General features: G+C 58.4%; 11 protein-coding genes. 8 read left to right on the top strand and 3 right to left on the bottom strand.

Going from position 1 to position 14,383, the window contains the following annotated elements:
- The first annotated feature begins 42 nt into the window (after positions 1-42).
- The 6 genes from mmuP to tauD all read left to right on the top strand — a co-directional run bounded on the left by mmuP (position 43) and on the right by tauD (position 6,004).
- Positions 43-1,449: an S-methylmethionine permease gene (mmuP, locus tag RTE01_RS15900; protein WP_134525310.1), complete on the top strand. Its 1,407-nt coding sequence runs from the start codon at positions 43-45 to the stop codon at positions 1,447-1,449.
- Positions 1,436-2,368 (top strand): homocysteine S-methyltransferase, encoded by a 933-nt coding sequence (gene mmuM, locus RTE01_RS15895; protein WP_134525311.1) that lies wholly within the window; start codon positions 1,436-1,438, stop codon positions 2,366-2,368. Before mmuP ends, mmuM begins: the two co-directional genes overlap by 14 nt.
- A gap of 222 nt (positions 2,369-2,590) precedes the next feature.
- Positions 2,591-3,553, top strand: a complete 963-nt coding sequence (gene tauA, locus RTE01_RS15890; RefSeq protein ID WP_041144238.1) for a taurine ABC transporter substrate-binding protein — start codon at positions 2,591-2,593, stop codon at positions 3,551-3,553.
- 11 nt (positions 3,554-3,564) lie between these two features.
- Complete coding sequence (tauB, locus tag RTE01_RS15885) at positions 3,565-4,332, top strand: taurine ABC transporter ATP-binding subunit (protein WP_041144239.1); 768 nt, start codon at positions 3,565-3,567, stop codon at positions 4,330-4,332.
- Positions 4,329-5,156, top strand: a complete 828-nt coding sequence (tauC, locus tag RTE01_RS15880) for a taurine ABC transporter permease TauC (protein ID WP_041144240.1) — start codon at positions 4,329-4,331, stop codon at positions 5,154-5,156. The genes tauB and tauC overlap by 4 nt, the downstream gene beginning before the upstream one ends.
- Positions 5,153-6,004: a taurine dioxygenase gene (tauD, locus tag RTE01_RS15875; protein WP_041144241.1), complete on the top strand. Its 852-nt coding sequence runs from the start codon at positions 5,153-5,155 to the stop codon at positions 6,002-6,004. The genes tauC and tauD overlap by 4 nt, the downstream gene beginning before the upstream one ends.
- A gap of 54 nt (positions 6,005-6,058) precedes the next feature.
- Here the strand turns inward: tauD and RTE01_RS15870 are convergent, their stop codons facing one another.
- Positions 6,059-7,759 (bottom strand): lysophospholipid acyltransferase family protein, encoded by a 1,701-nt coding sequence (locus RTE01_RS15870; RefSeq protein ID WP_134525312.1) that lies wholly within the window; start codon positions 7,757-7,759, stop codon positions 6,059-6,061.
- A gap of 155 nt (positions 7,760-7,914) precedes the next feature.
- The gene (gene hemB, locus RTE01_RS15865) at positions 7,915-8,889 is read right to left on the bottom strand and encodes a porphobilinogen synthase (RefSeq protein ID WP_041144243.1); all 975 of its coding nucleotides are present in this window, start codon (positions 8,887-8,889) and stop codon (positions 7,915-7,917) included.
- Positions 8,890-9,396: 507 nt separating this feature from the next.
- On the opposite strand from hemB, the gene ehaB reads away from it, so the two are divergent.
- Positions 9,397-12,348, top strand: a complete 2,952-nt coding sequence (ehaB, locus tag RTE01_RS15860) for an autotransporter adhesin EhaB (protein ID WP_134525313.1) — start codon at positions 9,397-9,399, stop codon at positions 12,346-12,348.
- 91 nt (positions 12,349-12,439) lie between these two features.
- Positions 12,440-13,063, top strand: a complete 624-nt coding sequence (iprA, locus tag RTE01_RS15855) for a hydrogen peroxide resistance inhibitor IprA (protein WP_041144245.1) — start codon at positions 12,440-12,442, stop codon at positions 13,061-13,063.
- On the opposite strand, the gene ampH is transcribed toward iprA, so the two are convergent.
- Positions 13,064-14,221, bottom strand: coding sequence for a D-alanyl-D-alanine-carboxypeptidase/endopeptidase AmpH (gene ampH, locus RTE01_RS15850; protein ID WP_041144246.1), 1,158 nt, complete (start codon positions 14,219-14,221; stop codon positions 13,064-13,066).
- Between the last annotated feature and the right edge of the window lie 162 nt (positions 14,222-14,383).

The raw sequence follows: 14,383 nt of genomic DNA, 5'->3' as shown, positions 1-14,383 counted from the left end.
ACCTCTTTGGATGTTTAGATGTCCATACGTATAGAAGGTAATATGCAAAGTACACTACAGCAGGGTGAGCCGCTGAAGCGCACCATGAAAACCCGCCACCTGATCATGCTCTCGCTGGGCGGCGTGATTGGCACCGGCCTGTTCTTTAATACCGGCTATATCATCTCGACCACCGGGGCGGCGGGAACGCTGCTGGCCTATCTGATTGGCGCGCTGGTGGTCTGGCTGGTGATGCAGTGCCTCGGCGAGCTGTCGGTGGCGATGCCGGAGACCGGGGCGTTTCACGTCTACGCCGCCCGCTATCTCGGCCCGGCAACGGGGTACACGGTAGCGTGGCTCTACTGGCTGACGTGGACGGTGGCGCTCGGCTCGAGCTTTACCGCCGCCGGTTTCTGTATGCAGTACTGGTTTCCGCAGGTGCCGGTGTGGGTATGGTGCGTGGTGTTCTGCGCGGTGATTTTCTTTCTCAACGTCATCTCTACCCGCTTCTTTGCCGAAGGCGAGTTCTGGTTTTCGCTGGTCAAAGTCATCACCATCATCGCCTTTATTATTCTCGGCGGGGCGGCGATATTCGGCATTATCCCGATGCAGGACGGCTCGCCGGCGCCGGGGCTGCGTAACCTGACCTCTGAAGGCTGGTTCCCCCACGGCGGCCTGCCGATCCTGATGACCATGGTCGCGGTGAACTTCGCCTTCTCCGGGACCGAACTTATCGGCATCGCGGCGGGCGAAACGCAAAACCCGCATAAGGTCATCCCGATCGCCATTCGTACCACCATCGCCCGGCTGATTATCTTTTTTATCGGCACCGTGTTTGTGCTGGCGGCGCTGATCCCGATGCAGCAGGCGGGAGTGGAGAAAAGCCCGTTTGTGCTGGTCTTTGAAAAGGTGGGCATCCCCTACGCGGCGGATATCTTTAACTTCGTGATCCTGACGGCGATCCTGTCGGCGGCCAACTCCGGCCTCTACGCCTCCGGGCGGATGCTGTGGTCGTTGGCGAACGAGCGGACTCTGCCGGCGTGCTTTGCCAAAGTGAACAAAAACGGCGTGCCGCTGACCGCGCTGTCGGTGAGCATGCTTGGCGGCGTGCTGGCGCTGTTTTCCAGCGTAATTGCGCCAGATACGGTATTTGTTGCGCTGTCGGCGATTTCCGGCTTTGCGGTGGTGGCGGTGTGGCTCAGCATCTGCGCCTCGCACTTTATGTTCCGCCGTCGCCATCTCCAGCAGGGTAAAGCCCTGAGCGAACTGCACTACCGCGCGCCCTGGTATCCGCTGGTGCCGGTGCTGGGATTCATTTTATGCCTGGTGGCCTGCGTGGGCCTGGCGTTTGACCCCAGCCAGCGCATTGCGCTGTGGTGCGGGATCCCCTTCGTGGCGCTGTGCTATGGTGCCTGGTATCTGACCCACTCACGACAACTCAACAGGGAGCAACAGCATGTCGCAGAATAACCCGTTAACCTCTATCCTCTCCCGCGAGCCCTTTGTGCTGCTCGACGGTGCGATGGCGACGGAGCTGGAAGCGCGCGGCTGTAATCTGGCCGATAGCCTGTGGTCAGCGCGGGTGCTGCTGGAAAATCCGCAGCTGATTCGCGACGTGCACCTCGACTATTTCCGCGCCGGAGCGCAGGTCGCAATCACCGCCAGCTATCAGGCCACTCCGGCGGGCTTCGCCGCCTGTGGGCTGGATGAGGCGCAGTCGAAAGCGCTGATCGGAAAAAGCGTTGAGCTGGCGCGCAAGGCGCGGGAAGCCTACCTCGCAGAAAACCCGCAGGCCGGCACGCTGCTGGTCGCCGGTTCGGTGGGGCCGTACGGCGCCTATCTTGCCGATGGTTCGGAATATCGCGGCGATTACCAGCGCAGCGTGGAAGAGTTTCAGGCCTTCCATCGCCCGCGCGTGGAAGCGCTTCTCGATGCCGGAGCCGATCTGCTGGCCTGCGAAACCCTGCCGTCATTTGCCGAAATTAAGGCGCTGGCGCTGCTGCTGGCTGAGTACCCGCGCGCTCGCGCCTGGTTCTCGTTTACCCTGCGCGACGCCGGGCATCTCAGCGACGGCACGCCGCTGAGCGAAGTGGTGGCGGCGCTTGCGGAGTCTCCGCAGGTGGTGGCGCTGGGCATTAACTGTATTGCGCTGGAGAACACCACCGCCGCGTTACAGCATCTGCATGGTTTGACCGCGCTGCCGCTGGTGGTCTATCCCAACTCCGGGGAACACTACGACGCGGTGAGCAAAACCTGGCACCATCACGGCGAGTCCTGCGTTGCCCTCAGCGAGTATCTGCCGCAGTGGCTGGCGGCGGGGGCAAAACTGATTGGCGGCTGCTGTCGCACCACGCCGAAAGATATTGCCGCCCTGGCGGCCAAACGCTGACCGATAGCCCGGCGACGGCGCAGCGCGCTGCCGGCCGGGCGTTTCCCTCGCCCAGCAATGCTTACCGGGGCCAGCGCTCCCGCTTCTCAATCCCCGTTTTTAACTATCTTTTGCCGCTTTTTTTCTAATGACGATTGGCTATTAGCCAGAATTTTTAATTACTTCATCAAACGCATCAGGCCGGAAATACTGCACCCATAACAACGAAGGGGAGCAGACACTATGGCACACGCATCGCGCATTACACTTTTCGCCGCCCTGGCATTCGCCGCTTTTCAGGCCCAGGCGGTCAACGTCACCGTGGCGTATCAAACGTCCGCCGAGCCGGCGAAAGTCGCCCAGGCGGACAATACCTTTGCCAAAGAGAGCGGGGCGACCGTTGACTGGCGCAAGTTTGACAGCGGGGCGAGCATCGTGCGCGCGCTGGCCTCCGGCGATGTGCAGATTGGCAACCTCGGCTCCAGCCCGCTGGCGGTAGCCGCCAGCCAGCAGGTGCCGATTGAAGTCTTCCTCCTCGCCTCAAAGCTCGGTAACTCCGAAGCGCTGGTGGTGAAAAAGAGCATTACCAAACCCGAAGATTTGATCGGCAAGCGTATCGCGGTGCCGTTTATCTCCACCACCCACTACAGCCTGCTGTCGGCGCTGAAGCACTGGGGCATCAAGCCGGGCCAGGTACAGATTATCAACCTGCAGCCGCCGGCGATTATTGCCGCCTGGCAGCGCGGGGATATCGACGGCGCCTACGTTTGGGCTCCTGCGGTCAACGCCCTGGAAAAAGAGGGCAAGGTGCTGACCGATTCGTCGCAGGTCGGCGAGTGGGGCGCGCCAACCCTGGACGTGTGGGTGGTGCGTAAAGACTTTGCCGAGAAGCACCCTGAGATTGTGAAAGCCTTTGCGAAGAGCGCAATCGACGCCCAGCAGCCCTACATCGCTAACCCGGATGCGTGGCTGAAGCAGCCGGAAAATATCAGCAAACTGTCGCGCCTCAGCGGCGTGCCGGATGCGGACGTCCCCGGGCTGGTGAAGGGCAATACCTACCTGACCGCGGCGCAGCAGGCGCAGGAGCTGAACGGGCCGGTGAACAAAGCGATTATCGATACGGCTAAGTTCCTCAAAGAGCAGGGCAAAGTACCCGATGCCGGCGCCGATTACAGCCAGTACGTCACCGACCGTTTTGTGAAATAAAGGAGGTCACGATGCTGCAAATCTCGCATCTCTTTGCCGACTACGGCGGCAAACCGGCGCTGGCGGATATCAACCTGACGCTGGACAGCGGTGAACTGCTGGTGGTCCTTGGACCGTCGGGCTGCGGTAAAACCACGCTGCTGAACCTGATTGCCGGATTCGTGCCTTATCAGCACGGCAGCATCGTCCTTGAAGGGCAGCGCGTAACCGGACCGGGAGCCGAACGCGGCGTGGTCTTTCAGCATGAAGGCCTGCTGCCGTGGCGTAACGTGCAGGATAACGTGGCGCTGGGGCTGCAGCTGGCGGGCGTGGACAAAGCGCTGCGTCGGGAAACCGCGGCGCAGATGCTGAAGAAGGTGGGCCTCGAAGGGGCTGAAAAACGCTTTATCTGGCAGCTTTCCGGCGGCCAGCGTCAGCGGGTGGGGATTGCCAGAGCGCTGGCGGCAAACCCGCAGCTGCTGCTCCTTGATGAACCGTTCGGCGCGCTGGACGCCTTTACCCGTGAACAGATGCAAACCCTGCTGCTCGGCCTGTGGCACGAGACCGGCAAGCAGGTCCTGCTTATTACCCATGATATTGAAGAGGCCGTGTTTATGGCCACCGAGCTGGTGCTGCTGTCGCCGGGACCGGGGCGGGTGCTGGAGCGCCTGCCGCTCGACTTTGGCCGCCGCTTCGTCGCCGGCGAGTCCTGCCGCAGCATTAAATCCGATCCGCGCTTTATCGAGCAGCGTGAATACGTGTTGAGCCGGGTATTTGAACAACGGGAGGCCTTCTCATGAGCGTGGTCATCAACGATAAACCGCGTCGGCGGCCGCTGAAGTGGCGCTGGCCGGTTTCCCGCCAGCTGACGCTGAGCGCGGCGACGCTGGCGGTGCTGCTGGCTATCTGGTGGGCCGTCGCGGCGCTACAGCTGGTTAGCCCGCTGTTTCTGCCGCCGCCGGGCCAGGTGCTGCACAAGCTGATCGCCATTGCCGGCCCGCAGGGCTTTATGGATGCCACCCTCTGGCAGCATCTGGCGGCGAGCCTGACGCGGATCGTCATCGCGCTGCTGGCGGCGGTGCTGCTCGGCGTTCCGGTGGGGATCGCCATGGGGCTGAGCCCGACGGTGCGCGGTATTCTCGATCCGTTAATTGAGCTCTACCGACCGGTGCCGCCGCTGGCCTATCTCCCGCTGATGGTTATCTGGTTCGGCATCGGCGAAACGTCGAAGATCTTATTGATCTATTTGGCGATTTTCGCCCCGGTGGCGATGTCGGCGCTGGCGGGGGTGAAAAGCGCCCAGCAGGTGCGCATCCGCGCCGCCCAGTCGTTAGGCGCCAGCCGCGCGCAGGTGCTGTGGCTGGTTATTTTACCCGGCGCGCTGCCGGAGATCCTCACCGGGCTGCGCATTGGTCTTGGCGTGGGCTGGTCAACGCTGGTGGCCGCGGAGCTGATCGCCGCCACCCGCGGATTAGGTTTTATGGTGCAATCCGCCGGCGAATTCCTGGCAACCGACGTGGTGCTGGCCGGGATTGCGGTGATTGCGATAATTGCGTTTCTGTTGGAACTGGGGCTGCGCGCGCTGCAGCGCCGCCTGACGCCCTGGCATGGAGAAGTACAATGAGTGAACGTCTGAGCATTACCCCGCTGGGGCCCTATATTGGCGCGCAGGTCGCCGGCGTGGACCTCGCGCGTCCGCTGAGCGATAACCAGTTTGAGCAGCTGTATCACGCGGTGCTGCGCCATCAGGTGGTGTTCCTGCGCGAGCAGAATATTACCCCGCAGCAGCAGCGTGACTTTGCGCTACGCTTTGGCGACCTGCATATTCATCCGGTCTATCCCCACGCGCCGGGCGTCGATGAAATTATCGTGCTCGACACCCATGACGATAATCCGCCGGATAACGACAACTGGCATACCGACGTCACGTTCATCGAGACGCCGCCCGCCGGCGCGATTCTGGCGGCGAAAGAGCTGCCGTCCACCGGCGGTGACACCCTGTGGACCAGCGGCGTGGCGGCGTACGAAGCGCTTTCTGAGCCTTTTCGTCAGCTATTGAGCGGCCTGCGGGCGGAGCATGATTTCCGTAAATCGTTCCAGGAGTATAAATACCGCAACAGCGAAGAGGAGCACCGGCGCTGGCTGGAGGCGGTAGAGAAGAACCCGCCGCTGCAGCATCCGGTGGTGCGCACGCATCCGGTGACCGGCAGGCAGGCGCTGTTCGTTAACGAAGGCTTTACCACGCGCATTGTTGACGTCACCGAGAAAGAGAGCGAGGCGCTGCTGGGCTTCCTGTTTAGCCATATAACGAAACCCGAGTTTCAGGTGCGCTGGCGCTGGCAGCCGAACGATGTGGCGATTTGGGATAACCGCGTGACCCAGCATTACGCCAACGCCGACTATCTGCCGCAGCGGCGCATCATGCACCGGGCGACGATCCTCGGCGATAAGCCGTATTACCGGGCCGGATAGCGCCCCGGGACGCCCGGCTATGGCGCTGCGCGCCGCAGGCCGGGAGATGACGCTTTATAGATGCGCGCCGATATAACGCTGATAGCGGTTGGCCTTCAGGTAGGTCAAATCCACCAGCACCAGCCCGTCCACGCAGTTGTTGAAGTCAGGATCGCTGCCGAAATCGATAAACTGCACGCCGCCCGGCTCGCACACTTCTGAGTATTGCTTATACAGCGGGGGAATGGCGCAGCCGAGATTGCCGAGCAGGGACTTCAGCCGGGTGAGATCCTCGGCATAATCCTCGCCGCTAAACTGCGCCAGCACGTCCGGTAGCGAAGCGGGATAGGGACGGCGCGACTCCGCCAGCGGGTGGGTCGCCGGGAACCACAGCCGATAGAAGGCCACCAGCAGATCGCGGGCCGCCGGCGGCAGGCCGCCAGAAATCGACACCGGGCCGAACAGATAGCGATAGTGCGGGTAGCGTGCGAGGTAGGCACCGATGCCCGACCACAGATAATCCAGCCCGCGCCGTCCCCAGTAGCGCGGCTGAATAAAGCTGCGCCCCAGCTCAATACCGTACTGGAGAATGTCGTCCATCCGCTGGTCGTAATGGAACAGGCTATAGCTGTAAATCCCCTCCATCCCGCGCTTTTCCAGCTGCATTGCGGTGGGCATAAAGCGATAGGCGCCGACGATCTCCAGATCTTCCTCGTCCCACAGAATCAGATGCAGATAATCGTCGTCATAGCCGTCGACGTCGCGACGCTTGCCGCTACCTTCCCCCACCGCGCGAAAGGCGATCTCCCGCAGGCGGCCGAGCTCGCGCAGCAGCGGGGCGTCGTCCTGACCGTTGCGCTGCCACAGATAGATGGTTTTGCCATCGGCGGTGTGCCCCAGGCTCTCCGCGCGGTGCAGCTCGCGTTTTATCAGCGCGCGGTCTTCGGGGCGGGCGATGGCGCTTTCCGTTTTAAATATGCCCGCCAGACCTTTGCCCATCAGCTCGACGTGGCGATAGCAGCGGTCCGCTAGCTCCCGAGGAGACATCTGCGGGCTATACCAGCTGGACCAGGCAATCTGCTGACCAATGCCGATCGGCAGGCTGCTGTTGCGGCGACGGAACATTTGCTGCATGAGCAGCAGCAGCGGCAGGTTTTCTGAAAGCAGGGTGCTGGCGTAAAACAGGGCGCTGTTGTGCGCGCGGATCCACACCGGCAGCAGCGGGGCGCGATATTTGGTCGCCAGCTTGATAAAGCCGGGGTGCCATTTCTTATCGCGGATCCCCCGGCGCGTCGGGCGTGAGACTTCACCTGCCGGGAAAAAGATCAGCACGCCGCCGTTTTGCAACTGGCGATCCATTTGCTGCAGCGCGGCTTTAGCGGTACGGCCGTTGATGTTATCGACCGGAATGAACAGCGAGCTGAGCGGCTCAAGGTGGGTCAACAGGCGGTTGGTCACGACTTTCACATCGCGGCGAACGCGGGAGACGGCATAGAGTAGGGCAAGGCCGTCGAGGGTACCGGTAGGATGATTGGCAACGATCACCAGCGGGCCGTGTTCAGGAATTTGTTCCAGATCGTGCGCCGGGATTGCGCAGCGAATATTCAGGTGTTCCAGCACCTGTTCGACCGTATCGAGCCCCTTCAGGTGACGATGGCGGGCGGCAAATTGTTGAAACTCTTCCTCATGGAGGAGTTTTTTTAGCAGCTTCTTTTGCCAGGCGGCGGGCCTGGCCTGAGGCCACAGGTTGTCGAGTACATGGTCGAGACTAAACATAGCGCTTCCTCCTCGGTCCTGCCCAGACAGTAGAAGGCGGAAGTGTCGCTTATATTGCAGTTGGGTGAAGATTCGGCATTGTCAGGCCCGAAAGCGCGGCGCAGGTCAGGAGAGTTCCCGGCCTGCGCGCGGAGCCTGGCGCCCGCAAGGCGGATTTAGCGCAGGATTTTCTTCTCGGCGAGATCAAGGGCGAAGTAGCTGAATATCAGATCCGCGCCGGCGCGCTTAATGGCTCCAAGACTTTCCAGAACCACTTTTTCTTCATCGATGGCGCCCGCCTGAGCGGCAAATTTGATCATCGCGTACTCGCCGCTGACCTGGTAAGCACCGATCGGCAGATCGCTGCGCTCGCGGATATCGCGCAGGATATCAAGATAGGCGCCGGCCGGTTTCACCATCAGGCAATCAGCGCCCTGGGCTTCATCGAGCAGCGACTCGCGAATTGCTTCCCGGCGGTTCATCGGGCTCATCTGATAGGTTTTACGATCGCCCTTCAGCGCGGTGCCCGCCGCTTCGCGGAACGGGCCGTAGAACGAAGAGGCAAATTTGGTGGAGTAGGACATGATGGCCGTGCGGGTAAAGCCGGCGGCATCCAGCGCCTGGCGAATCGCCTGCACCTGACCGTCCATCGCGGCGGATGGCGCGATAAAATCAGCGCCGGCCGCTGCCGCAACAACCGCCTGCTTGCCGAGGTTCACGAGGGTGGCATCGTTGTCTACGCCGTGCTCACAGAGTACGCCGCAGTGGCCGTGGGAGGTGTATTCGCAGAAGCAGGTATCGGACATCACGATCATCTCCGGTACCGCATCCTTACAGATACGCGACATCCGCGCGACCAGGCCGTTTTCGTTCCAGGCATCGCTGCCGTTGGCATCGGTGTGATGGGAAATACCGAAGGTCATCACCGACCGGATACCGGCGTTAGCGATACGCTCGATTTCACGCGCCAGGTGTTTCTCCGGGATGCGCATCACGCCGGGCATGGCCTCGATGGCTTTGTAATCGTCGATTTCTTCTTCAACAAAGATCGGCAACACCAGGTCATTCAAACTCAGTGTTGTCTCTTCAAACATAGCTCGTAGCGAAGCGGACTGACGCAAGCGGCGCGGGCGAGTGATTAAATCTGTCATGGTTTGCCTGATTTTGTGAAATGAAAGACTGCAGTATACCCGAACCTGAGGGCGGGCGTTTTACGAAAGTGGCTTAAAATCTCCCCTCGCGAACGGCGCTGGCAATAATAATGGGTTCCTGAATTGCATGCGCATGGCGAATATTTATATTCCAAGATAATGTTTATTTTTTTATTGGATGTTTTTGGAGTTAATGGGATTTATATATTTAATGTGGGCGAGGGTGTTGGTCTGCTTATTCATTGTTGTTTTGTTTGTTTGCTAATGTATTTGTTTGTTTTATACCTTCTGTTTATTTGGTGGCTAATTAACTGAAGTTAGAGTGTTTATTTTTTCTTTCTGAGAAGTGGGCTGATTAAATTATTGTCCGGTTTCGGACTTTGGCTAAAGAATAATTGAACCTTTCCCCGCTGACACCGCATAATCGTTCCGCGAAGCATAATAATGTTCTTCTACGTATTGATAATTGATGGATCAACGATATTACGTCCCTGAGGAGGGATGACAATGCACCCTTGGAAAAAGAAATTTGTAGTTTCACAATTAGCATTAGCCTGCACTTTGGCTATCACCTCTCAGGCAAGTGCTGTTACTGATATATCTGGAACCAACTACACGACATTTAAACATTATAACGACGCTGCCTATGCTGACGGCGTTTACTATAATGGCTATGTAGGCTGGAATAACTATGCGACGGACAGTATTTATAACGGTGACATTTATCCTGTCATCAATAAGTCCGTCGTTAATGGCGTGATCTCGACTTACTATCTGGACGATGGTCTTGCTACCAACGCGAACAGCAATAGCCTGACTATTAAAAACAGCACCATTCACGGGATGATCACCTCCGAGTGCATGACCACCGACTGCGTGGGGCGTGACGCTACCGGCTACGTTTATGACCGCCTGGCGCTGACCGTTGATAACTCGACCATTGATGATAACTACGAGCACTATACCTACAACGGCACGCACGCCGATGGCTCCGTAGATACGCATGCTGTTGACGTTTACGATCTGGGGACGGCCATTACGCTGGATCAGGAGGTCGATCTGGCCGTCAAAAATAACTCCCATGTTGCCGGCATCACTCTGACTCAGGGCTACGAGTGGGGAGATATTGACGACAATACCGTCAGCACCGGCGTCAACAGCGGCAAAGTGTTTCAGAACACGATTAGCGTAGCGGATTCTACCGTGACGTCCGGCTCATGGTCGGATGAAGGCACCTCCGGCTGGTTCGGCAACAACAATAACGCCAGCGATTACGGCGGGAGCGGCCTGAGCGTGAACGGCGGTACCGGCTTCAATGCTGATGACGTCGCGATCTCCGCCATCGCCAATCCGAATGCGGATAACGCGATGCAGACGACGGTTAACCTTACTCATTCGACCCTGATGGGGGATATCTTATTTTCCAGTAACTTTGACCACAATTTCTTCCCGAACGGTGCGGACAGCTATCGGGATACCAATTCTGCCGTAGACACTAACGGTTGGGATGGTACCGATCGTATGGATGTTACGCTGAATAACGGCAGCAAGTGGGTGGGGGCCGCGATCTCCACGCATCAGATCGATTCTGATGGCGATGGCGTTTACGACAGCTTTGGCGAAGGCACTGAAGCGACCGCAACGCTGATTGATGTCGCGGCGAACAGCCTGTGGCCATGGTCAACCTATGGTGTCAACAGCAGCGACACGGCCTACAGTGAAAGCGGTCACGTTGCCGGCAACGAAGTCTATCAGAGCGGTCTGTTCAACGTGACGCTGAACGGCGGTTCACGGTGGGATACGACCAAAACGTCGCTGATTGATACTTTAAGCATCAACAGCGGTTCTGTGGTCAACGTAGCGGACTCCACCCTGGTCTCTGACACCATCTCTCTGACCGGCGGCTCTGTCCTGAAGATCGATGAAGATGGCCACGTGGCGACCCACGCGCTGACAATCGACAGCAGTACCGTCACGATTGCCGACGATGTCTCCGCCGGCTGGGGCGTGGATGATGCTGCGCTGTATACCAACTTCGTCAACGTGACTCACGACGGTATTCTGGACGTCGGCAACGGCACGGCGTACGCGCTGCAGGCCGATACGCTGAACCTGACCAGCTCGACGGATGCCCGCGGGGATGTACATGCTGGCGTGTTTAATGTTCACAGCAATCGCTTCGTGCTGAATGCCGATTTAACCAACGATCGCACTAATGATACCGCTAAGCCTAACTACGGCTACGGCATCATCGCCATGAACTCTGATGGTCACCTGACCATCAACGGCAACGGTGACTCCGATACCTCTTTTGACCAGTCCGAAGTGGATAACGCGGGCGACAACGTTGCGGCCGCCACCGGCAACTATAAAGTGCGTATTGATAACGCGGTCGGTACGGGCTCCATTGCTGATTACAAAGGCAAAGAGCTGGTCTATGTCAACGACAAGAGCAGCACCGCCACCTTCTCTGCGGCAAACAAAGCCGATCTGGGTGCCTACACCTGGCAGGCTAAGCAGGAAGGCAACGTGGTGGTTATGCAGCAGCGGTCGCTGACCGATTACGCGAATATGGCGCTCAGCATCCCGTCCGCTAACAGCAATATCTGGAACCTGCAGCAGGATACCGTGGCGACTCGTCTGACCCACTCCCGGCATGGTCTGGCGGATAACGGCGGCGTCTGGGGCAGCTACTTTGGCGGTAGCTTCAACGGCGACAATGACGCTATCAGCTACGATCAGAACGTGAACGGCGTCATGCTGGGGCTGGATAGCAAAATTGAGGGGAACCATGCCCAGTGGATCGTCGGGGCCGCAGCGGGCTTCGTGAAAGGCGACCTGAGCGATCGCAGCGGTCAGGTGGATCAGGACAGCCAGACGGCCTACGTCTACTCGTCCGCTCGCTTTGCAAACAACGTTTTTGTTGACAGTTCTCTGAACTACTCTCGCTTCAGCAACGAGCTGTCTGCCAACATGAGCAACGGCCAGTACGTCGATGGCAGGACTTCCACAGACGCCTGGGGCTTTGGTCTGAAGCTGGGCTACGACTGGAAGCTGGGCGATGCGGGCTATGTGACCCCGTACGGCAGCGTATCCGGCCTGTTCCAGTCCGGGGACGACTACCGCCTGAGCAACGGCATGAAAGTGGGCGAACAGTCTTACGACAGCATGCGCTATGAGCTGGGCGTTGACGCGGGCTACACCTTTAGCTATGGCAGCGATCAGGCGCTTACGCCTTACTTCAAGCTGGCCTACGTGTATGACGATGCCGACAACAACGCTAAGGTCAACGGGGATGCTATCGATAACGGCACCGAAGGTTCTGCGGTACGCGTTGGGCTGGGTACGCAGTTCAGCTTTACCCGCAGCTTCAGCGCCTACTCTGATGTGAGCTACCTCGGCGGCGGGGATGTGGATCAGGACTGGTCTGCTAACGTGGGCGTTAAATACACCTGGTAAGATAGTTTGCAGTGATAAAACATTAAAGGTTATTTAATCTAAAAGTATGCCCGTCAAGGAGTTGACGGGCATTATTGTCAGGAATGCATAAATGCTATCGCTGAGTAAACCGCTTAATGAATTTGGTCAGCTGGATCAATGCCTGTCAAAATACGGCACGCGCTTCGATTTTTGTAGTGAAAAGCAGATTATATTTTCGAACGATATACATTGTGACCAAACGGTGGTTATTTTAGCCGGCGTAATCTCGCTGCGCCGAGGTGAAAATATCCTTGTGGGCATCGCTCAGGCCCCTTTTATTATCGGGCTGGCCGATGGGGTAATGAAAAATGAGGTGAAATATAAATTAATGACCGAAGGAGAGTGCAGCGGATACCACCTGCCTTCCTCCCTGGCGATTAAAATAATCGACCAGAATAATTTGTGGCGCGACGCATTCTGCTGGCTTGTATGGCATAACCGCATTATGGAGCTACGCGACCTGCAGCTAATCGGTAATAACTCCTATGAGCAAATTCGCGCAACGCTGCTGTCGATGATTGACTGGGACGAAGAATTACGTTTCCGTATTGGCGTTATGAATTATATTCATCAAAAAACACGTATTTCGCGCTCCGTTGTTGCCGAAGTGCTTGCTGCTCTGCGTAAGGGCGGCTATATCGAAATGGATAAAGGCAAACTGGTCAGCATCAACCATTTGCCTTCAGAATATTAATCAGGATTCGGGAACGGGCAGCGGTTTTTCGCCGCTGAGTTCGCTGACCAGATCGTTGATGCCGTTACTCATATTGCTAAAGCGCGTCAGCGAGGAACGGGTGACGACCACGAAGGCACCCACGTTAGCCTGCGGGTTCATCGCCATGTAGGTAATAAATCCGCCGCCGCCGCCGGTCTTCTGAATAATGCCCGGATGCCCATTCTTCGGCTTCATATAAACCCAGCCAAGGCCCAGCGCATCGGCTTTCCCCGGCACGTCCATACCGATAACGCGGGTCAGCTGGCTGCGCTGATAGATCAGCGTCTGCATGCGGTCAGCCTGCTGGCCGCGGGTGTAAAAATCAGAGGAGAGGAACTGCTGCATCCAGCGCATCATATCGCCCGGCGTGGAGTAAACGCCGCCGCTGCCGATCGCCGCCAGGGTGTTGTTGCACGGGCTGGCGCCCTTCTCGGCGACCATCAGGCGGCCACACTGATCCGGCGATGGCGTAAAGGTGGTGTCCTTCATGCCCAGCGGGCGGGTAATTTGCTCTTCAAACAGCTGCGGATAAGGCTTGCCCGCGGCGTTCGAGAGGGCGTCCGCCAGCAGATCAAACGCGAGGTTGGAGTAGGCGGCCTGCGAGCCGGGCGCGGCTTTTAAAGACGTCGTCGACAGCCATTCCCAGCGCTGCTGGCGGGTTGGCCAGACGAAGACCGCGCGGTGCGCCGCGCCGCCGGGCTGTTCACGCGGCAGGGCGCTGGTATGCGTCGCCAGGTTAACCAGCGTAATCGGCGTGCCCTGATAGCTCGGCACCCGAGCGCCCGGCGGAGCGTATTTGCTCAGCGGATCGTTAAGCTTCACCACCCCCTGATCGAGCATTTTCACCAGCATTTCGCTGGTCATCAGCTTGCTCAGTGAGGCGATGCGGATAACGGAATCCAGCTGAGGATGTTCATTATTGCCCGGACGCGTCTCGCCAAAGCTGCGAAAAACGCGCTGGTTACCGTCGATGACGACCAGCGCCATGCCGGTGGCGCCGCTACCGTAGTAGATATGGTTGGCATAACGGTCGACAACATCGGAGGCAAATTCCGGATCGACGCTCGGTTGAGCAGCCTGGACCGATGTCCACGACGCCGCGCACAGCGCAGCAAAAATGAGCAGACTACGTTTCAACGGGGGTATCCATATGATGAAAAGAGATATAGAGCGTATTTATACTACGAAGCGGCGCACAGCGAAGCGCAATGACGACAATATTTCACGGAAAAACGTAACGGTGCGTAAAAAACGATTTTTTACGCTTTCGATACCCGCTTTACCCGGCGGGCGCGTATG

The organism is Klebsiella terrigena, assembly GCF_006539725.1.
GTDB classification, from domain to species: Bacteria; Pseudomonadota; Gammaproteobacteria; order Enterobacterales; family Enterobacteriaceae; genus Klebsiella; species Klebsiella terrigena.
The sequence above is the reverse complement of the archived record's forward strand: the minus strand, read 5'-3'. Positions and strand labels throughout refer to the sequence as shown.

What these genes read in the sequence shown, in the direction of transcription:
- mmuP (WP_134525310.1), top strand. Translation starts at nt 43, where the DNA reads ATGCAAAGTACACTACAGCAGGGTGAGCCGCTGAAGCGCACCATGAAA.
- mmuM (WP_134525311.1), top strand. Translation starts at nt 1,436, where the DNA reads ATGTCGCAGAATAACCCGTTAACCTCTATCCTCTCCCGCGAGCCCTTT.
- tauA (WP_041144238.1), top strand. Translation starts at nt 2,591, where the DNA reads ATGGCACACGCATCGCGCATTACACTTTTCGCCGCCCTGGCATTCGCC.
- tauB (WP_041144239.1), top strand. Translation starts at nt 3,565, where the DNA reads ATGCTGCAAATCTCGCATCTCTTTGCCGACTACGGCGGCAAACCGGCG.
- tauC (WP_041144240.1), top strand. Translation starts at nt 4,329, where the DNA reads ATGAGCGTGGTCATCAACGATAAACCGCGTCGGCGGCCGCTGAAGTGG.
- tauD (WP_041144241.1), top strand. Translation starts at nt 5,153, where the DNA reads ATGAGTGAACGTCTGAGCATTACCCCGCTGGGGCCCTATATTGGCGCG.
- RTE01_RS15870 (WP_134525312.1), bottom strand. Translation starts at nt 7,759, where the DNA reads ATGTTTAGTCTCGACCATGTACTCGACAACCTGTGGCCTCAGGCCAGG.
- hemB (WP_041144243.1), bottom strand. Translation starts at nt 8,889, where the DNA reads ATGACAGATTTAATCACTCGCCCGCGCCGCTTGCGTCAGTCCGCTTCG.
- ehaB (WP_134525313.1), top strand. Translation starts at nt 9,397, where the DNA reads ATGCACCCTTGGAAAAAGAAATTTGTAGTTTCACAATTAGCATTAGCC.
- iprA (WP_041144245.1), top strand. Translation starts at nt 12,440, where the DNA reads ATGCTATCGCTGAGTAAACCGCTTAATGAATTTGGTCAGCTGGATCAA.